The organism is Streptomyces sp. NPDC020362, from assembly GCF_040642095.1.
GTDB lineage: Bacteria > Actinomycetota > Actinomycetes > Streptomycetales > Streptomycetaceae > Streptomyces.
Genome location: NZ_JBFAET010000033.1, coordinates 46,895 through 66,225, shown reverse-complemented (window position 1 = coordinate 66,225; position 19,331 = coordinate 46,895). Strand labels below are relative to the sequence as shown.

The 19,331-nt window shown below is 74.3% G+C and carries 16 protein-coding genes; 11 read left to right on the top strand and 5 right to left on the bottom strand.

The features are described 5' to 3' along the window. Positions 1 to 186 precede the first annotated feature (186 nt). Genes AB0H32_RS15745 through AB0H32_RS15735 form a run of 3 tightly spaced genes read left to right on the top strand, consistent with a single transcriptional unit; the run spans position 187 to position 3,405 of the window. Complete coding sequence (locus tag AB0H32_RS15745) at positions 187 to 792, top strand: toxin-antitoxin system, toxin component family protein (RefSeq protein WP_361119768.1); 606 nt, start codon at positions 187 to 189, stop codon at positions 790 to 792. Next, positions 789 to 2,015: an MAB_1171c family putative transporter gene (locus tag AB0H32_RS15740; RefSeq protein WP_361119766.1), complete on the top strand. Its 1,227-nt coding sequence runs from the start codon at positions 789 to 791 to the stop codon at positions 2,013 to 2,015. Before AB0H32_RS15745 ends, AB0H32_RS15740 begins: the two co-directional genes overlap by 4 nt. After that, a complete protein-coding gene (locus AB0H32_RS15735; RefSeq protein WP_361119764.1) occupies positions 2,008 to 3,405 on the top strand; it encodes an FAD-dependent monooxygenase in 1,398 nt (465 codons plus the stop codon). Before AB0H32_RS15740 ends, AB0H32_RS15735 begins: the two co-directional genes overlap by 8 nt. A 181-nt stretch (positions 3,406 to 3,586) precedes the next feature. Here the strand turns inward: AB0H32_RS15735 and AB0H32_RS15730 are convergent, their stop codons facing one another. Both AB0H32_RS15730 and AB0H32_RS15725 read right to left on the bottom strand, forming a co-directional pair. Beyond that, entirely contained in the window at positions 3,587 to 4,432 is an 846-nt protein-coding gene (locus AB0H32_RS15730) for an SMP-30/gluconolactonase/LRE family protein (protein WP_361119762.1), read from the bottom strand. Then, on the bottom strand, positions 4,429 to 5,202 hold the full coding sequence (locus tag AB0H32_RS15725; protein WP_361119760.1) for an IclR family transcriptional regulator: 774 nt from the start codon (positions 5,200 to 5,202) through the stop codon (positions 4,429 to 4,431). The genes AB0H32_RS15730 and AB0H32_RS15725 overlap by 4 nt, the downstream gene beginning before the upstream one ends. Before the next feature lie 130 nt (positions 5,203 to 5,332). Between AB0H32_RS15725 and AB0H32_RS15720 the strand changes: the two genes are divergently transcribed. Beyond that, the gene (locus tag AB0H32_RS15720) at positions 5,333 to 5,899 is read left to right on the top strand and encodes a hypothetical protein (protein ID WP_361119758.1); all 567 of its coding nucleotides are present in this window, start codon (positions 5,333 to 5,335) and stop codon (positions 5,897 to 5,899) included. Between the two features lie 4 nt (positions 5,900 to 5,903). On the opposite strand, the gene AB0H32_RS15715 is transcribed toward AB0H32_RS15720, so the two are convergent. Further along, positions 5,904 to 6,734, bottom strand: a complete 831-nt coding sequence (locus tag AB0H32_RS15715; protein WP_361119756.1) for an oxidoreductase — start codon at positions 6,732 to 6,734, stop codon at positions 5,904 to 5,906. 152 nt (positions 6,735 to 6,886) lie between these two features. Between AB0H32_RS15715 and AB0H32_RS15710 the strand changes: the two genes are divergently transcribed. Next, positions 6,887 to 7,813, top strand: coding sequence for a LysR family transcriptional regulator (locus tag AB0H32_RS15710; protein ID WP_361119754.1), 927 nt, complete (start codon positions 6,887 to 6,889; stop codon positions 7,811 to 7,813). Here AB0H32_RS15710 and AB0H32_RS15705 read toward each other — a convergent pair. Beyond that, on the bottom strand, positions 7,810 to 8,688 hold the full coding sequence (locus tag AB0H32_RS15705) for a hypothetical protein (protein WP_361119752.1): 879 nt from the start codon (positions 8,686 to 8,688) through the stop codon (positions 7,810 to 7,812). The genes AB0H32_RS15710 and AB0H32_RS15705 overlap by 4 nt on opposite strands. Before the next feature lie 152 nt (positions 8,689 to 8,840). Between AB0H32_RS15705 and AB0H32_RS15700 the strand changes: the two genes are divergently transcribed. From AB0H32_RS15700 to AB0H32_RS15685, 4 genes are all read left to right on the top strand, one after another. Continuing rightward, on the top strand, positions 8,841 to 9,917 hold the full coding sequence (locus AB0H32_RS15700; RefSeq protein WP_361119751.1) for a MerR family transcriptional regulator: 1,077 nt from the start codon (positions 8,841 to 8,843) through the stop codon (positions 9,915 to 9,917). A gap of 13 nt (positions 9,918 to 9,930) precedes the next feature. Beyond that, positions 9,931 to 10,536 (top strand): class I SAM-dependent methyltransferase, encoded by a 606-nt coding sequence (locus AB0H32_RS15695; protein ID WP_361119749.1) that lies wholly within the window; start codon positions 9,931 to 9,933, stop codon positions 10,534 to 10,536. A gap of 96 nt (positions 10,537 to 10,632) precedes the next feature. Continuing rightward, positions 10,633 to 12,081 (top strand): acyl-CoA synthetase, encoded by a 1,449-nt coding sequence (locus AB0H32_RS15690; RefSeq protein ID WP_361119747.1) that lies wholly within the window; start codon positions 10,633 to 10,635, stop codon positions 12,079 to 12,081. Then, entirely contained in the window at positions 12,074 to 13,426 is a 1,353-nt protein-coding gene (locus AB0H32_RS15685) for a carboxyl transferase domain-containing protein (protein ID WP_361119745.1), read from the top strand. Before AB0H32_RS15690 ends, AB0H32_RS15685 begins: the two co-directional genes overlap by 8 nt. Before the next feature lies 1 nt (position 13,427). Here AB0H32_RS15685 and AB0H32_RS15680 read toward each other — a convergent pair whose 3' ends face one another. Next, complete coding sequence (locus tag AB0H32_RS15680) at positions 13,428 to 17,057, bottom strand: S8 family serine peptidase (protein WP_361119743.1); 3,630 nt, start codon at positions 17,055 to 17,057, stop codon at positions 13,428 to 13,430. A 211-nt stretch (positions 17,058 to 17,268) separates the two neighbouring features. Here AB0H32_RS15680 and AB0H32_RS15675 point away from each other — a divergent pair, with 211 nt between their 5' ends. Beyond that, positions 17,269 to 17,640 carry a CU044_2847 family protein gene (locus tag AB0H32_RS15675; RefSeq protein WP_361119741.1) on the top strand — a complete coding sequence of 124 codons (372 nt, stop codon included), beginning with the start codon at positions 17,269 to 17,271 and terminating at the stop codon, positions 17,638 to 17,640. After that, complete coding sequence (locus AB0H32_RS15670; RefSeq protein WP_361119739.1) at positions 17,640 to 19,322, top strand: trypsin-like peptidase domain-containing protein; 1,683 nt, start codon at positions 17,640 to 17,642, stop codon at positions 19,320 to 19,322. Before AB0H32_RS15675 ends, AB0H32_RS15670 begins: the two co-directional genes overlap by 1 nt. The last annotated feature ends 9 nt before the right edge of the window (positions 19,323 to 19,331 follow it).

Sequence of the window (19,331 nt, the reverse complement as noted above, 5' to 3'; positions counted from 1 at the left end):
GAAGGGGCGCGCGGCCGCGCGCCCCTTCCGTGGCGACCGGGACGGACCGAAGCGGCAGGCATGTGTTCACCTGCACACGGAGGCGGTCATTCCACGTTGAACAACGGTCGCCGGATCGCATGACGTGACCACACCCGGGCGCGTACGCTCGGACGAGCCGCACACCGGCGGTGAGAAGGGGGACCGATGACCATCGCGGGCGCGCGACAGCGAGCGTCACGGCTGGCCGCACGACTGCGTCGCTCCCGTCCGGGCTCGGCGATGCGCTCGCTCGCCGCCGACCTCGCCACCGCCGTCTGCGCACGGGGGCAGACACCGGGCGGCGTACGGGACTTGTGCCAGGCGCTGTGCGAGGAGATGAGCGTACGGCGGGCCGGGCGGCCGGTGAAGCTGCGCTTCGAGCGCTTCCCGGACGAGATCGAGGTCACCGGCCTGTGCGTGGAGTTCCAGGACTTCGACCTGGTCATCGTGGAGGAGCGGGCCGCGGCCATGCAGCAACTGGTCATCCTCGGACACGAGTTGTGGCATCTGCACGCCGGGCACCGGCACCACGACCTGGCCGGGGCCGCCGCGGCCCGCGCGCTCGCGGACGAGCCCGCCCTGCGCGACATGGCACTGACCGCGGCCGCCCGCAACGGCTCCCGGGAGGCCGACGAGGCCGACGCCGACGACTTCGGCCACCGACTGGCCACCCTGCTGCGGCCCCAGCTGGCCGGACCCGGACCCGGCGCCCCCCTCGACCCGGTCCAGCGCTCCCTCGGCTATCGCGGACGCGGCGGAGCCGCGCGGTGACCCTGGCGCTGAACCCCGCCGGCATCCTCAGCGAGTTCTACATCTCCTTCTGGATCCCGACCGCCGTACTCACCGCCGCCCTGGCGATCAAGCTGCCCACGATCATCCGGCTGTGGCGGGACCCGCTGCTGCGCGCGGTCGGCGGGCTGCTGCTGCTCGCCTGCGGGGTGTTCGTGTTCTGCACGCCCTCCACGATCGCCGCCGTCAACCGGCTGACCGGTGTGCCCAACATCTCGGCGCCCTGGTGCTATTCGCTGATCACCGCGTTCTGCGGGTCCTGTCTGCTGCTGATCATCACCTGGCGCAACGGCCTGCCCGACCGCTCGGCCGTCACCCGTCGCGCGCTGCGCTGGGTCGTCTCGGTCTACTGCGGGGTGATCGTCGCCCTGTGGGCCCTGTTCCTGCTCGCCGACGCGCCCGTGGAACGGCTGCGGGACCTGGACACGTACTACGCCACCACCCCGTTCATGCGCGAGGAGATCCTCCTCTACCTCGTCGCGCACGCCGTGGCCGTCCTGATCACCTCCCGGCTGATCTGGAACTGGGTGCGCACCGAGGGGCTGGACGCCTGGCTGCGCTGGGGACTGAAGCTGCTGGGCGCCGGCTACGTGATGAACCTGATCTTCGACGCGTCCAAGCTGACCGCCGTCACCGCGCGCTGGTTCGGGCGGAACCTGGACTGGCTCAGCACCGACCTCGCCCCGCCCGAGGCCGCCCTGTCCGCCATCCTGATCGCGGTCGGCTTCATCCTGCCGCACGCCGGCCAGTACCTGCACGACCGCTGGCGGGTCCGGCGCGCCCACCGCGAACTGGGGCCGCTGTACCAGCTGATGCGGGCCGCGAGCGGCGAAGGCGTGCCGTTCGTGCTGCGGGCCACCCCCGAGCTGCGGCTGACCCGGCGCGAGACGTTCATCCGGGACGTGCTGCTGCCGCTGGCCCGGCACATGGACACCGGCCTGGGCCGGCGCTCGTACGACGCCGCGCTCGGCCTCGGCCACCCGCCGGAGCGCGCCCGGGCACTGGCTGCCGCGGTGAGCATCCTCGACGCGATCGAGGCCAAGCACCGAGGCCCCGAGCCGCCCGAACCCGCCGAGAGCCCCGACACCACGAGCCTGCTGCAGGAGATCGGTGCGGTGTCCCGGGCCCTGCGCCACCTTGACGAGATCGAGGCGGTACGCGCCCGTGCGGCCGCCCCAGCAGAGAGCGTGTCCGTCCATGAGTGACCGCCCCACCACCGCCGTCGTCCTCGGCGGCTCCCTCGCCGGCATGCTCGCGGCCCGGGTCCTGGCCTCCTTCGCCGGCCGGGTCACCGTCGTCGAGCGGGACACGCTGCCCGAGGGCCCCGAGCCGCGCCGGGGCCTGCCGCAGGCCCGGCACGTCCACCAGCTCTGGTCGGGCGGTGCACGGGCCCTGGAGGAGCTGCTGCCGGGCGCGACGGGGCGGCTGCGGGCGGCGGGGGCGCACCGGCTGCCGGTCACCACGGACATGGTGTGCCTGTCCCCGCACGGCTGGTACCGGCGGTGGGCCGAGTCGCACCACATGATCCTGTGCAGCCGCGACCTGCTGGACGCCACCGTGCGCGCGCAGGTGCTCGCCGACGATCGGATCGAGGTCGTCGAGCGGGCCGAGGCGGTCGGGCTCACCGGCACGGGCGCCGCGGTCACCGGCGTCCGGATCCACCCGCACGACGGGGACGAGCGCACGATCGCGGCCGATCTGGTCGTCGACGCGACCGGGCGGGGCTCGGGCACGCCCCGGTGGCTGGCCGGGCTGGGGCTGCCCGCGCCGGAGCGGCGGGAGGTCAACTCCGGTATCACGTACGCGAGTCGGCAGTACCGGGCGCCCGAACAGGCGCGGGACGGCTTCCCGGTGGTGACCGTGCAGCCCGATCCGCAGGCGGGAGAGGCGGGCCGCGGCGGTGTGCTGCTGCCGGTGGAGAACGGCCGGTGGATGGTGACGCTGTACGGCTCCCGGGGCGGCGAACCCTCCGCGGACACCGGGGACTTCCTGCGCTACGCACAGCAGGAGCTGCGGCACCCGATCATCGCCGAGCTGCTCGCCGGTGCGGAGCCGCTCGGCGAGGTGACGGTCACCCGGACCACCGCGAACCGGCGCTACTTCTACGAGCGGATGCCCGCGTGGCCCGAGAACTTCGTGGTGCTCGGGGACGCGGTGTGCGCGCTGAACCCCGTGTACGGGCACGGGATGTCGGTCTCGGCGCAGTCGGCACTGGCGCTGCGGGACGCACTGCGCCGCCGGGGCGGGCTCGGCGCTGCAGGTCTGTCCCGGCACGTGCAGAAGGAGGTGGGGCGTACGGTCCGCACGGCCTGGGACCTGGCGATCGGGGTGGACGTGTTCTACCCGGGCGCCACGGAGTCCGGCCCCACCCTGCGCGACCGGGTCCTGTCCGCCTACGTCGGCCGTCTGCTGCACACCGCGACGGGCAACGGCCGCATCGCCCGCAGAGTCACCGACGTGACGTCCCTGGAGCGCGGGCCGGAAACCCTGCTGACGCCGAGCATGCTGGTCGCTGCCGCGGTGGGGCCGCTGAAGCCACGGCTCGCGGCTCCGCCGCTGACACCGGAGGAACGAAAGGCCGCGGGGGTTTTGTAGGGCGGGTACGGTCCGTCGTCGGCTGCGGGTGCGCGGCTGCCGTGCGTTGCCGGGCGCGGGTGCGTGGGAGCTGGTCGCGCAGTTCCCCGCGACCCCTTGGGGCGGCTCGCGCCTCCGTGGGCGCAGCGGCACCCCGTCGGCGCGGGTGAGCGAGACCCGCCCACCGCCGGCCCGGCGGCGGTCAGCCCTCGAACGCCGGTTGCGGTAGGCCCTTTCCCGCGGCCGGCACGACCAGCAGCGAGCCCGACACGGGGTGCGGGGCCGACAGCCCCGTGCGCGCCGTCGTGATGTACAGATCGGTCAGGTCCGGGCCACCGAACGCGCAGGCCGTCGTACGCGGCGCCGGCAGGGCGATGACACGGTCCAGCTCGCCGGACTGCGTGTAGCGGCGCACCGCTCCCCCGTCCCACAGGGCGACCCACACACACCCCTCCGCGTCGACCGCCAGCCCGTCGGGAAAGCCGGCGCCCTCCTCGATCTCCACCAGGGTGCGGCGGTTGCGGACGCCCCCGTCGTCGTGGTCGAAGACGTCCACGCGCCGGGTCGGGGTGTCGGCGTAGTACAGGAGGCTGCCGTCGGGGCTCCAGCCGGTGCCGTTGCTGACCGTGACGCCGGGCAGCACGACGCGTACCTCTCCGTCGCCGGTCAGGCGGGACAGTGTGCCGCCGCCCGGCGCCTCGTCGTAGCGCATCGTGCCCGCCCACAGGGACCCGTCGGGGGCCACGGCCGCGTCGTTGGCGCGGCGGCCGGGCACCGGCTCGTGGTGCAGCCAGCGGAACGTGTCGTCGGGGTCCAGCAGACCGACGCCGTCGCGCAGGTTCAGCACCAGGCCGCCGCCCGCCCGCGGCTTCGCCGCGCCGACGTGCTGCTCCGTCGTACGGACGGTCCGGCGGCCGGACGAGGGGTCGTAGGTGTGGATGCGCATGCCCAGGATGTCCAGCCAGATCAGGCGACCCGTGGCCGGGTCCCACGTCGGGCCCTCGCCGAGCGCCGCCGCTGCCGGGACGGCGACCTCGTACCGCGTCACGCCCCGCCCCGGTGCCCGAGCCGCTCCGACAGCTCCCCCGCACCCTTTGCGGCCAGCTGCTCCAGCTCCGCCCGGCGCTCGTCGCTCCAGCGGATCATGGGCACCGAGATGGACAGGGCGGCGACCACCTGGCCGGCCCGGTCGCGTACCGGTGCCGCCACGCAGGACACGTCCGGGTTGGACTCACGGCTCTCCACCGCGATGCCCAGCTGCCGGACTTGGGCCAGGGCCTCGCGCAGGGCGGCGGGATCGGTGATGCTGTTGGGGGTCATCGCGGTCAGCTCGGCGCCGTCCGGGATCCGCGCCGCCAGCTCCTGCTCCGGCAGCGAGGCCAGCAGCATCTTGCCGACCGAGGTGCAGTGTGCGGGCAGCCGGCGCCCCGCGGCCGAGACCATGCGCACCGCGTGCGTGGAGTCGACCTTGGCGATGTAGATGACGTCGGTGCCCTCGAGGATGGCCACGTGGACCGTCTCGTCGCAGGTCTCGGCCACCGAGCGGGCCACCTGCTGCCCCTCGGCCGCCAGGTCGAGCTGCTCGGCGTAGCGGCTGCCGAGCTGGTACGGGCGTACCCCGAGCCGGTACCGTCCGGGCTGTCCGGGCACCGGCACGATGTACGAGCGTGCGGCGAGCGTGGTGACCAGCTCGTGCACGGTGGTGCGCGGCAGCTGCAGCCTGCGCACGATGTCGGGGGCGGAGAGCGTCCCGTCCCCGTCGAGGAACAGCTCCAGAATGTCGAGAGCCCGGGTCACGGCAGGCACGAGGCGTCCCACGTCCGGCCCCCTCCCTTGGGTCTAGGCGGCCTGTTCGAGATTTCAACAGGCGATCGGCATGACGAACACAGGCTAGCCATGGAGGGTTGCGCGGGCAATGGCCGGGACAGGGCGGGGCACCATGGGTGCCATGCATCTCGACTTCCAGCTGGTGCTGCTGCGCCGTATGGCCGACCACAACCCGGACCTGGTCGAGGACGCCCGGCGCGAACTGGGCGCCTCGATCGCGGACATGCGGGAGGCCAACAAGCGCTGGCAGGCCATGGTCCGGTCGCCCAGGTCACGGTCCGCCGCCGCCCGCTACCGCTCGGTCCTCGGTGAACCGCAGGCCGTCGTCGCACGCCGCCTCGGCGACGTCGACTGCGAGGCCCGGCGGTGGGCGCTTCCCCTCTGGCCGGACCTGCGCTTCGAGGTGCTGGTCTCCCCCGACGGCGCGGTCTGGAACGAGTGGCTGGTCCGTGCGCCGGGCGCCCCGGCCCCGGACCTGCGCACCCTCGAAGACCTGACCCCGTGGTCCTGCACCGTGGACGAGGCCGCCCGCGCCTTCGCCCCGGCCCGCCCGCTGGAGGGCACGGCCCCCACGCGCTGGGGGCTGGCCTTCACCGTGCCGGACCGGGACGGCATACGGCTGGAGGTGGCCGCCGAGTTCACGTGGGGGCTGCTGCAGCGCACGGCGCTCGTCGGCCTCGCCGGCTGAGGCGTCAGTCGGCGAACCCGGTCGCCCTGGCCCGCTTCTCCCAGGCGGCGACGTCCTCCCGCACCTGGTCGAGGTGGGTCAGGACGGCGTCCACCCCGTCGTCGCCGAGGGGCAGCCTGAGCGGGGTGCGCTCGGCCTCCAGCGCGGCCAGGATGACGGCCGCCGCCCTGGCCGGGTCACCGGGCTGCGTACCGTCGCCGTCGGCCACGAACCCGCGGGTCACGCCCACCTTGGCGTACACCCCGCTGTCCGCGCTGACACCGGCCCGGCCCGGGTCCATCAGCGAGGTCCGGAACCCGCCCGGCTCCACGATCAGCACCTTGATGCCGAACTCCCGCACCTCGTCCGCGAGCGCCTCGGACATGCCCTCCAGCGCGAACTTCGTGCCGCTGTAGGCCCCGAAGCCCGCGAAGGACATCTGCCCGCCCATGCTGCTCATCTGCACGATCGCGCCCGAGCGCCGCTCCCGCATGTGCGGCAGCACCGCCCGCACCAGGGCCGCCGGGCCGAAGACATGCAGGTCGAACAGGTCCCGCAGCTCCTGGTCGGTGGTCTCCTCCAGGGCGCCCACGTGCGTACGCCCCGCGTTGTTGACCAGCACGTCGATCCGCCCGTGCCGGGCCACCACGTCCCGTACGGCCTCCTCGATCGCGGCCGTGTCGGTGACGTCCAGACGCAGCGCCTCCACCTGGTCGGGATGTGCGGCCACCAGGTCGTCCAGCGCCTCGGGGCGCCGGGCTGCACCGACCACCACGTCACCGGCGGCGACGGCCGCCTGCGTGATCTCCCGCCCGAAGCCGCTGCTCGCACCGGTCACCAGCCATACCTTGTTCACGACAACTCCCCGTAGGTCCTGATCGGTACTCGTCCCGACCGGGTTCTCGTCCCGACCGGGTACTCGTCCCGACCGGGTTCTCGTCCTGACACGAACAAGCCTGCCGCCACAGACCGTTGCCCGTCCAAGACCCGCGGTGATAGCCAACGGTTATGACGATCGACGTCCACGCCCGGGACCTGCGCTACTTCGTCGCGGTCGCCGAAGAGCTGCACTTCACACGCGCCGCCGAGCGGCTGTACGTCTCGCAGCCCGCGCTCAGCAAGCAGATCCGGGCGCTGGAGCGCCAGTTGGGGACCGAGCTGCTGCGCCGCGACCGGCACGGGGCGGCGCTCACGGCCGCGGGCGAGGCCCTGCTGCCGCACGCCCGGCAGGTGCTGGCCGCGTGGGAGGCGGGCGCGGCCGCGGTGGAGGCGGCCAAGGCGGCGCAGCGCAGCACGCTGACGGTGGGCATGAGCACCAGCCCGGGCCGCGGCGGGCTGCTGCCGGCCATCCGCTCCCGCTTCACCGCCGCCCACCCCGGGGCCAGTGCCCGGCTGCGCCAGGTGAGCTGGGAGGACCCCACGGCGGGCCTGGCGGACGGCAGCGCGGACGTCGCCTTCGTGTGGCTGCCGCTGCCCGACGCGGAGCGCTACGCCTGGACGGTGCTCGCCGAGGAGCCCCGCCTGGTCGCCCTCCCGGACACGCATCCGCTCGCCGCCCGCGCCGAGATCGACTTCGCGGACCTGCTCGACGAGCCGTTCCTCGCGCTCCCGAAGAGCGCGGGTCCGCTGCGCGACTACTGGCTCGCCCTGGACGCCCGGGCGGGCCGCCCGCCGCGCATCGGCGCGGAGATCGCCGGTGCGGAGGAGACGTACGAGGCGCTGGTCGCCGGTCTCGGCGTCTGCCTGGTCGCCACGGGCAACGCCCCGCTGATCACCCTGGGCGGCGTCACCACCCGCCCCGTCCGCGGCATCGGCCCCAGCCGCTACGTCCTGGCCTGGCGCCGCGAGGACGAGGAACGGCAGCTGGTCCGTGCGTACGCACAGGCCTGCCGGGCCACGGTCCGCGGCGGGCCGGCCGGGGGCGAGGCGTCCTAGTCCTGCGCGGCCGCCGTGAGGATGGCCCGGGTGACGCGTGGCAGGGACGTCGGGTGCAGGAACAGGAACAGGTTCGGTTCCACCAGCTCCAGCTCCATCACGCGCGGCCGGCCGTCCTCCCCGTCGACCAGGTCCACGCGCGCGTACAGCAGCCCCGCTGCGCCGCCGGGCACGGCGGTCAACGCCTTCTCGGCCAGGGCCAGTTCGGTGTCCGTGGGCTGCCAGGTCTCCAGGTCGGGGTGGGCGACCTTGTGGGCGTCGTACGGGGTGCCGGAGGAGAGGACGGCGCCCTTGCGGCTGGCGTGCAGCAGGCTGCCGCCGAAGAACTGCAGCGCCCGTTCCCCGGTGACGTCGATGCCGCGCACGTACGGCTGCACCATCGCGGTGAAGCCCTCCTCGTGCATCCGCGCCAGCTGCCGTACGGCCGTCTCGTGCTCGGCGGGTGTGTAGCGGGCTGCGAACCGGGCGCCCGCGCCGGAGGTTGGCTTGATCACGTACTCGTGGCCGGCGGGCAGGTCGGCACGCTCGCCGGGAGCGATGTACCGCGTGGGGACGATGGGCACACCGGCCGCCGCCAGCTCACCGAGGTAGCGCTTGTCGGTGTTCCAGCGGACCACGGCGGGCGGATTGGCCAGCCGGGTCACGGCGCCGACCCGCTCCACCCACGCCGCGAACTCCTCGGCACGCCAGCTGTAGTCCCAGGTCGACCGGATGACGACCAGGTCGTAGGCGCCCCAGTCGGCGTCCGGGTCGTCCCAGCACCGGATGTCGGCCCCGGCCCCGGCCTCCCGCAGGGCTCGCGCCAGCACCGCCAGGTCGCTGTCCTTGCTCGGCCCGGCTCCGGGGTCGTAGGTGGCGAGAGCGATACGGGACACGGCGGTCTCCCTGTCGTACGACGGTTCGAGCACCGCGAGGCTAACAAGCGTCCGGGGAACCGGGACAGCGCAGTTGACCTTCCCCTTCGGGTAAGCCCCAGCATCGGTGGCGGATGCGGGGAACGCGAGGTTTCGATGACACCGAGGTTTTCATGGAACTGCTGACGATCGGAGCCTTCGCCAGGGCGAGCAGGCTGTCGCCCAAGGCACTGCGGCTCTACGACGAGCTGGAGCTGCTGCGGCCCGCCCGGGTCGATCCGGACACCGGCTACCGGTACTACGCCGTGGAGCAGCTGGGGCAGGCCCGGCTCGTGGCCTGGCTGCGGCGGCTGGGCATGCCCCTGGCCAGGATCCGCGGGGTGTGCGCCCTCGACGCGGCGGGTGCCGCACGGGAGATCCGGGCCTACTGGGGCCGTGTCGAGGCCGAGACCGCCGTACGGCGGGATCTCGCCGCGTTCCTCGTCGACCAGCTGACCGGAGAGTCGAGAAGGGACCACACCACCATGCTGGAACTGCGTTATTCCGCCCACTCCGACCGGGGCCACGTCCGCCCCGCCAACCAGGACACCGTGTACGCGGGCCGCAGGCTGCTCGCCGTCGCGGACGGCTGCGGACCGGCGGGGGCGCTCGCGAGCAGCGCCGCCGTGGAGGCGCTGAGGTTCCTGGACGAGGGCGAGGACCTGGCGGCGGGCAGTGTGCTGAACCTCCTGGAGGAGGCCGTGCGGGGCGCGAGCGAGGCGGTCCGGGATCTGGCGGGCAACGAGGGGCAGACCGCGGGCACCACGCTGACCGCGCTGCTGTGGACGGGGTCGCAGCTGGCGCTCGTCCACATCGGGGACTCGCGGGCCTATCTGCTGCGGGACGGCGAGCTGTTCCGGATCACCCACGACCACAGTGTCGTGCAGTCCCTGATCGACGAGGGGCGGCTGACACCGGAAGAGGCCGAGAGTCATCCCCAGCGGGCTCTGCTGCTGAAGGCTCTCGGCACCGACACGGCGCCGGTACCGGATCTGCGGCTGCACGAGGCCCGGGCCGGTGACCGGTACCTGCTGTGCTCCGACGGGTTGACCGGTGTGGTCCCCGACGCACGGATCAAAGAGCTGCTCGGTGGGGAGGATGCCGTTCACGCACTGGTCGACGAGGCCAATGCGGCGGGCGGGCCCGACAACGTGAGCTGTGTCGTGGCGGACGTCGTCCTTCCCACCCGTTCACCTGTGTCTGCCGGATAGAAGAGGTGGTTCCATGGCGGTTCACGGCACCGACGCGTACACCCGTCCGGACGGGCTTCCGCCCCTCGTGCGGCAGGCGCTGACCGCCGCCCGCGCCGCCGGCTTCGCCTACTCCTGCCGCCCCGAACAGGGCCGCCTGCTGCACGCGTTGGCAGGCGGCGCCCCGGCCCGGATCGGCGAGACCGGGACCGGGCTCGGGGTCGGCCTGGCGTGGCTGGCCTCGGGGGCGGGGCCGGGGGTGCGGCTGTACAGCGTGGAGCGGGATCCGGACAGGGCGCGGGCGGCTGCCGACGTCTTCGCCGACCGTCCCGGCGTCACCGTCCTCACCGGCGACTGGCGGCGGATCGAGGAGTACGGGCCCTTCGATCTGCTCGTGCTCGACGGCGGTGGGCAGGGAAAGGCGCCCGGGGACCGGCCCGCCGACGTCGAGCGGCTGCTCGTGCCGGGCGGGACGGTCGTCGTGGACGACTTCACCCCGGCGACCGGCTGGCCGCCGCTGCACGAGGGCGTGCCCGACGCAGCCCGGCTGCACTGGCTGGAGCATCCTGCCCTCCGCGCGGCCGAATTGCGCCTCGCGCCCGACCTGAGCGCGGTCGTGGGGACGAGGCTCCTGGTGTAGGAAGGTGCTGTCGTCCCCGGGGATCCGGGAGTCTCCCGGGTTTCGGGTCTCCCGGGTTTCCCGACAGCTTTCTCCGACAGCTAAGGAGTGCGCCGCGTGACTTCCCTCTTCCCCGCCCTGGCGGACGGCCCGGGCGAGCGGGTCGCCCTGCGGTTCGGCGAACGGTCGTCGACCTACGGCTCGCTAGCCGGCGCCGCCGGCGCGCTGGCCACGCGGCTGCGGGGGGCCGGCCGGGTCGCCGTGTGGGCGACACCGGAGCTGGAGACCGCCGTCGCGGTGACAGGTGCGCTGCTCGCCGGGGTGGCCGCGGTGCCGCTGAACCCGAAGTCGGGCGAGAAGGAGCTGGCGCACATCCTCTCCGACAGTGCACCCTCCCTGGTACTGGCCGCTCCCGGCACTGAACTGCCCGCATTCCTGGGTGACTTGGAGCGGCTCGACGTCGACGCGGCCGGCACCGGCGGCGCCCCGGCCGAGGAGTTCTCCGACGGTGATCCGGCGCTGGTCGTCTACACCTCCGGCACCACCGGCCCGCCCAAGGGCGCCGTCATCCCGCGCCGGGCCCTCGCCGCGACCCTGGACGCGCTGGCCGACGCCTGGCAGTGGACGGCGGACGACGTGCTGGTGCACGGGCTGCCGCTGTTCCATGTGCACGGGCTGGTACTGGGCATCCTCGGCCCGCTGCGGCGCGGCGGGTCGGTGCGGCACCTGGGGCGGTTCAGCACCGAGGGTGTGACCCGGGAGCTGACCGAGGGCGCGACCATGCTGTTCGGGGTGCCGACCATGTACCACCGCATCGCCGAGGCCCTCCCGGACGACCCGGAGCTGGCCAAGGCGCTGGGCCGGGCGCGGCTGCTGGTCTCCGGCTCGGCCGCGCTGCCGGTGCACGACCACGAGCGGATCGCCGCGGCGACCGGCCGGCGGGTGATCGAACGCTACGGCATGACGGAGACGCTGATGAACACGAGTGTGCGGGCCGACGGGGAGGCCCGCGCGGGGACCGTCGGTGTGCCACTGCCGGGGGTGGAGCTGCGGCTCGTGGAGGACGACGGCTCGGAACTGGCGGACTGCGACGGGGAGAGCGTCGGCGAGATCCAGGTGCGCGGCCCGAACCTGTTCACCGAGTACCTGAACCGGCCCGACGCGACCGCCGCCGCGTTCACCGCCGACGGCTGGTTCCGCACCGGTGACATGGCGGTGCGGGAGCCCGACGGGTACGTCCGCATCGTCGGGCGCAAGGCCACCGACCTGATCAAGAGCGGGGGCTACAAGATCGGGGCGGGCGAGATCGAGAACGCGCTGCTGGAGCACCCGGGGGTGCGGGAGGCCGCGGTCACCGGGGAGCCGGACACGGACCTCGGCGAGCGGATCGTGGCCTGGATCGTCCCGGCGGACCCGCAGGCGCCGCCCGCGGCCGAGGAGCTGGCCGCTCATGTGGCCGGACGGCTGGCCCCGCACAAGCGCCCGCGCGTGGTCCGCTACCTGGACGTCCTTCCCCGCAACGACATGGGGAAGATCATGAAGCGGGCCCTGGTGGCCGATGCCTGAGCGACTGTCGGCACGGGAGTTCCTGACCCTGGTCACGGACGGCGGGACCTTCCGTGAACTCCCCACTGAAATAAGGCGTTCGCCGGTGGACGGGCCGCTGGGCTGGCACGGGTACGACGCCTCGCGGGCACGGGCCGCCTCCCGCACCGGCGAGGAGGAGTCCGTCGTCTGCGGCACCGCGAGCATCGCGGGCACCCGGGCCGTGCTGATCGCGTTCGAGTTCGGCTTCCTCGGCGGCTCCCTGGGCGAGCGCACCGGCGACCGCCTGGTGGCGGCCTACACGCACGCCCGGAGCCACCGGCTGCCCGTCGTGCCGCTGGTCGCCACCGGCGGCAGCCGGATGCAGGAGGGCATGCTGGCGCTGACCCAGCTGCAACGGGTGGCCCGCCAGTCGGCGCTCACCCGGGAGGCGGGCCTGCCGCAGATCGCGGTCCTGCGGGACCCGACGACCGGCGGCGGCTGGGCCACCCTCGGCGCCGGAGCCGATGTGATCCTCGCGCTGCCGGGCGCACAGGTGGGCTTCGCGGGCTCCCGGGTCCGGCCCCCGGACGCGGACCCGTCCGCCTACACGGCCGAGGCACAGGTGGCGGCGGGGTCGGCGGACGCGGTGGTACGGCCCGAGGAACTGCGTCGGACGCTGGGGCAGTGGCTGCGGCTGCTCACGACCCCGGCGCAGGAGGCCCCCGCACCGCACGCCCTTGGCGCGCTCGGCCTCCCCGGCACCGGCTGGGAGGCCGTCCGCCGCGCCCGCTCCCCCGAACGCCCCCGCGCCCAGGCCTACTTGGACGCGTTCTTCGCGCACCGGGCCGCGCTCCGCGGCGACCGCTGCGGCGGCACCGACCCCGACGGCATGCTGTGCGGGTTCGGTGAGCGGGACGGCCGTACCGTGGCGTACGCGGCGCAGACCGGGACGGCGACCCGGCCCGCCGGGTACCGCACCGCGGGCCGGCTGATCAGGCTCGCGGACCGGCTCGGGATCCCGGTGCTGACCCTGGTGGACACGCCGGGTGCCGCCAACGACGCCGAGGCGGAGCGGCAGGGGGCCGGGGCCGCGATCGCGGACGTGTTCGGGGCGGTGGCCGCCGCCCGGGTCCCGGTCACCACGCTCGTCATCGGCGAGGGCGGCTCCGGCGGGGCGCTCGCACTGGCCGCGCCCGGCAACACCTGGGCCACGCCGGACAGTTACTTCTCGGTGATCGCGCCGGAACTCGCGGCGGCGATCCTCAAGCGCCCGCCCGGGGAGGTGGAGGCGACCGCGGGACAGCTGCGCATCCGGCCGCAGGACCTGGTGGAGCTGGGGGTGGTCCGGGGCATCGTCGGAGCCGCTGACCACCCCCGGCCCTGAGCTACCCGACGGCCACGGCCCGGACGATCTCCTGGGTCACCGAGCCGCCCCTGTCGTCGTGGGCCGAGGCCCGCAGGGAGACGTGGGCGGCGGCCCGGGGCACGGTCAGCGTCCCGTGCCAGGAGGCGCCCCGGCCGGCGGTCAGGGGCACGGTCCGCCAGGTCGTGCCGTCGTCGTACGACACCTCCAGGCGGCCGCCGCCGAGGGTGCCGGTGCCCGCGGCCTTCGCCACGTACTCGGCGCTGAGCGCCACCGGTGTCCGCTGTCCGCCGCGCACCCGGCCGGCGAGGTCGGCGTGGACGTCGAGGGCGAGGTTGATCAGCGGCAGGCAGGTCCAGTGGTCCTCCGGTGTGGCGGCCGACCGGAAGGTCCACTCGCTGTGGCCCTCGGTGGCGAGCGGCCAGTGGCCGGCGTCCAGGGCGGTGTCGGTGACCACCTTGTAGGTGTGCTCGTCGGCGGGTGCGTCCCAGACGTAGGCGCCGGAGCCGGTGCGCCGGTCGACCTGTGTGCCGTCGAGGTAGACGGCGGTGGTCTGGCTCATCCCGCTGCCCTCGCTCCACACGTCGCCGAAGCCGGTGTGGTCGGGCCCGGAGTCGCCCCAGCCGGGCGTGTTCAACTGGATCCGGTTCCCGGCGCGTTGCTGCCCCCAGCCCAGCCCGGTGCCCAGCCACGGGTGCCACACCGGACGGAACCAGTTCAGCCGCGGCCGCGATCCGCCCTCGTAGCGCACCAGCCCGCTGCGCTCCTCCAGCGCGCCGTCGCGGGCGGTGACGGACTCGTGCCACAGCTGGCCGGGGCCGGTGGAGACGTAGTCGGTGCGCTCGGCGGGCAGGTCGACGCGTTCCATGAAGCCGAGGCCGATCGGGAAGGTGCCGGTGATCGAGTACCGGAACTCGCCGCCGCTGACGGGCTCCGGCGCATGGAACCTGACGTGCACCGCGGCAAGTTGCCGGCCCGAGGGGGCGTAGGTCAGGTCCCGGTCCGGGATCGCCCCCCGGTGTCCCTGCGACAGGTCGTACACATACGGCGAGTCGCGGGTTCCGGTCATGTCGACGCGTCGCGCCGACCGCAGCCGTGCCGCGTCCGCCCTGCTCACCGTGGCGATCTGCAGCGGCCGGTCGGCGTTGTCGTCCGTGCCCCACCAGGCCATCAGCCGGCCGGGCGCGTCGTCCGTCACGAACAGCGCCTTGGCGCCCGCGTCCTGGGCGGCCCGGGCCAGCGCCGCCGGGTCGGCGCCGGCGGCGAGGTGTGCGAGCACCGCCTTGCCCGCCACCCCGGTGAAGGGGCCGTCCCCGACGTCGACCAGCGGCAGCCTCGTACGGCCCTCGATCAAGGTGCCGCCCGCCTGGACGGTCGCCTCGCCGACCCCCTCGACCTCCAGCAGCGGCTTGGCGAGCCGCCACACGGTGCGGTACTCGAAACCGCCCCGGGTGACCTTCCCGGTGGGCGCGGCGAAGACGCTGTCGTAGGTCAATGGCACCTGGACCGCGCCGAACAGGTCGGCGCCGTTCGCCGTACGGTCGTACTCCATGAGCAGCTGACGGGTCTCGGTACGCCGGTCGACGTCCGCCTTGATCTCCCGCAGCGTCCGTCCGTCGAGCGTGACGTCGCGGTCGCGGTCGAGGGTGATCTCGGGGGCGGCCAGCAAGCCGAGGCCGAGCGAGTCGGCGCCGTGGCTGCCGCGCACGTCGAGGAAGGATGTCAGGCTGTACGTACCCGGCTTCAGGCGCAGCTTCAGGGTGCCGGAGTCGCCGACGTGCGCGGGCTGGGCGTCCTCGCCCTCGGCGAGCCGCTGCACGGCGAGATCGGCGGTGGCGGGCGCTCCGTCGCGGTCCAGGACGCGCACGGTGAGCGTGTACCGCTCCTCCTCCTTGACCAGCCCGAACACGGTGTGCGCGAGCGGGGTGCCGTCCGGCCCGGCGGCCACGATCTGCCCGCTGGTCTGCCCGACCGGCGCCTTCGACCCGTCACCGGTGACGGTGGTGGACGCGGTGCCGTGCGCCGGGACGGTGAGGGCGGAGTCGGCGAGGGTGGCGACGCCGTCCGCAGCGCCCTGGACCGAGAGTTTCAGCTGCACGTCGTGGGCGGAGGAGTTGCGGTAGGCGAGGGTGCGGGTGACCGGCTGGTTCGCGTCGTAGGGCCAGCTGTAGAAGCCGAGGTCGGCGCTGCCGGTGGCGGTGAGGTCCGCCTTCACGGCGTCGGAGACGCTCACCCGTCCGGCACCCAGCACGTACGCGGACGCGTCGAGCCGTCCGGAGCTGGACATCAGCGCGTCCTTGAGCTGCGGGCCGGTCCAGTCGGGATGCTCCTGGGCGAGCAGGGCGGCCGCTCCGGCGACGTGCGGGGTCGCCATGGACGTGCCGCTCATGGAGGTGTAGTAGCCGCTGCCGGGGACGAGTTGGGAGCGGGCGGCGAGGATGTCGACGCCGGGTGCCGACAGGTCCGGCTTGAGGGCGTTGTCGCCGTAGCGGGGTCCGGCACTGGTGAAGTAGGCCGCCTGGTCGCCCGCGTCCACCGCGCCGACGGTGAGGGCCGCATCGGCGGCGCCGGGCGAGCCGATGGAGGACGGGGCGCCGGTGTTGCCCGCGGCGACGACGAAGAGGGCACCGGTCTCCTCGGTGAGGGTGTTCACCGCCTGCGCCATGGGGTCGGTGCCGTCGCTGGCCTCGGTCGAGCCGAGGCTCATGGAGATCACCCGGGCGTGCACGTCCCGCGCCGCCCACTCCATGCCCGCGATGATCCGGGACTCGCTGCCCGTGCCCTGGTCGCCGAGGACCTTGCCGACCGCGAGCGTGGCACCGGGCGCGACCCCCTTCTCCTTGCCGTCGGAGGCGGCGCCGCTGCCGCCGACGGTGGAGGTGACGTGCGTGCCGTGACCGTTGCGGTCGGCGACCTCCTGCCCGTCGACGAAGCTCTTGGTGGCGGCGACCCGGTCCTTGAGGTCGGGGTGGCCGAGGTCCACGCCGGTGTCGAGGACGGCCACCGTGACGCCCTTGCCGGTGAGGCCGGCGTCCCAGGCGGTCTGTGTGCCGATCTGCGCGTTGCTCTCGGCCATGTCGGTCCTGACGCGGCCGTCGAGCCAGACCTTGCCGACGCCTTCGCCGCGGGTGAACGACCGCCAGAAGGTACGTCCCTTGCCGGCCTCGACGGCGGCGGCGCCGAGGCTCGGCAGCGTCCGGGTCCGTTCGGTGCCGGCCGGGGTGGCGGCGCGGGCGCCCTTCGCGGAGGTCACGATCAGCGGCAGCGTGTCCGACCCGGCGTCCGTGAACCCCTGCCGGATCAGCCCGCTCACGTCGAACAGCCGCCGGTCCAGGGTGCCGGCCCGCAGATACGGCAGCGCCTCGTCCGGTACGACGGTGATGTCACCGCCGCTCGTCTGCGTCCGCACCGCGCCGGCGGCGCCCCGGGGCCGCTGCACGGCGACCGTCCTCCTGCCCTGCCCGAGGTCGGTGACGGTCACCCGGTCGCCGGTGACGAGGGTGACGGTGGTGGCGGCGCCGGCTGCTCGCTGCGGGGTGCGCCGGGCCGCGGTGGCGGCCTGCTGCCCGAGAGCCGGGGCCGTCGGCGACAGGGCGATCACAAGTCCCGTCGCGAGCAGCGCCGCCCCGCGGCCGACTGGTCCTCTGGTCATCCACGCCTCTTCTCGTGTCGAGTGCGTCGAGTGCTGGGACGAGTGTCATGTGCCGTGCGGCACACAGGGGTTGGGCGTCGGTGGCGGGAAGGCGTCCTGGCGGATTCCCGCCACCTCCGGCCCGCGGCAGCGGCCGAACCGGAGACATCCCGACTCCCCGTCAGGAACAATGGAGGTGCACTGTGGATCAAGAACACGGGGGAACGGCGCCATGAACAGGCTGATGGAGTTCACCACCGAGGACGGCGCCGTCGTCGTCGTGGAGGCCACGGAGAGCACGAGCGGGACCCGGCTCGTCTCCAGAGGCGAGGGCGGCCCTGCGGCCCAGGCCGCCCGCACCTTCGAGGGCACCCTGGACGGCGTCCGCTCGGCGGCCCAGTCCGCGCTGCGGGTCTTTCGCGACGGCAGCCTGCGTCCGGACTCCGTGGAGCTGGAGTTCGGCGTGAAACTGACCGCCGAGGCCGGGGCGGTCATCGCCAAGGGGGCCGCGGAGGGGCAACTGGTCGTCAAGCTGAGCTGGTCGTCGAAGGACGCGGCACCGGCCGTCACGGACGGCGCAGGTCCGGAGCCCACCACCCGGTGATGAGAAGCGCTGCCTGGCACGCCCGGATCGAGTACGGGGGCGCGGTCGCCGGAGCGGGCTTCCTGGTGGCCCCCCGCACCGTGCTGACCTGTGCGCATGTCGTGCAGGACAGCGAGCCGGGGATGCTGACCGTCTCGTTCCCGAACCGCCCGGACCTCGGCGTGCTGCCCGCGGTCGTGACCGTGGACGGGGGCTGGGCGGGCGGCGCCACCGATCCCGGCGATCTGGCGGTGCTGGAGCTGGCCTGCGAGGTGCCGATGGCTCCCGCCCGGTTCGCTCCGCCCGGCGACGAACCGGGCCCCGCCCTGCCGGTGCTGGTGGCCTACGGCTTCCCGCAGGGGTACGACGAGGGCCAACTCGCCCGGTACCGGGCCGTGTCCGCGACCCGGATCGCCGGCCAGTGGGTGCAGCTGGAGGCCGTCACGGCGCACGGGCAGCCGTTGACGCACGGCTTCAGCGGGGCCGCGGCCACCCTCCCGGACGGCAGGGTGGCCGGCATGGTCGCGCAGGTGGCCGGCGAACACGGCGTACGGGTCGCCCGGATGCTGCCCACCGAGGTCCTGGCCCGCCACTGGCCCGGACTCGGCGAGCTGGTCCCGGCCTGCGACGGCGGCGAGGACCCGACGCGCAAGCTGTACGACCTGCTGCGGCGGGCCGAGGCCGCCGGGCCGGCCTGCTCCCCCGACCAGCTGTTCGTCGACGCCGTCGGCGACTTCGGCCCCGAGCTGCCCCCGGGTGGCTTCGGCTCGTTACGGGCGGCCGTCGGCTATGTGCAGTTCGAGGTCGAGCAGCCGGCCGAGGCCCTGGCGCGGTTCGCCGACCGGCTGGCAGAGCTGCTGGACGGGCCCGCCGAACCCGTCGCACCGGCCGCGCCCGCCCCGGCCTGGGCCCCGATCCTCGTCGAGATCGACCGCAGCGGGGCCGGCCCCGACCAGGTCACGGTCGCGGTGTCGGCGTACCGCGACGGACGGCCCCGGCCGATCGGCACCGTCCGGCTGCCCCGCGCCGACGTGAGGGAACACGTCCAGCGGGGCATCGACCGCGCCTTCAGGCAACTAGCCCCGGGCGCGGACGAGTTGCTGACCTTCGTGCTGCCGCGCGACCTGCTGAACCTGCCCGTGGCGCACTGGGCGTGCAGCGCGGACGACTCCACCCCGCTCGGCTGTGCCCACCCCGTGGTCGTCGCCGACCGCTCCCGGCACCACAGCGCCCGGCTGCGCCACCAGCTCGGCAAGCAGTGGCACCACCTGACCGAAGGCCCGGGCACCGCCTTGCACCGCATCGACTGCGGCACCCGGGAACGCCCGCTCGGCCTGCGCAAGCGCCTGCGCGAGCAGGACGCGGGCCTGGCGGCCTACGGTGCCCCGCCCGACGCCGTTCCGGAGCACTTCGAGGTCGGCCTGAACACGCCCGTGCCGGTCCTGCTGTGGCCGCGCGCGGGCTGCACCGACGCCGCCGACCACTCGGCACCCTGCCCCGGCACCGCTTTCCTCGACGCGCTCACCCCGTGCGTGGAGGGCGTTGCGCCGACCGAACTCCCGCGGTACATACAGGCGTTGCGCGAGGAGGCGGAGGCGGACGAGGAGCCCGAGCAACACTGGGCGCGGGACGTCCAGCTGCTCTGGGACGATCCGCGCTGCTTCCCCGCGCCCGCCACCAGCCTGCACTCTCCAGTCGCCTGAATTCGTCAC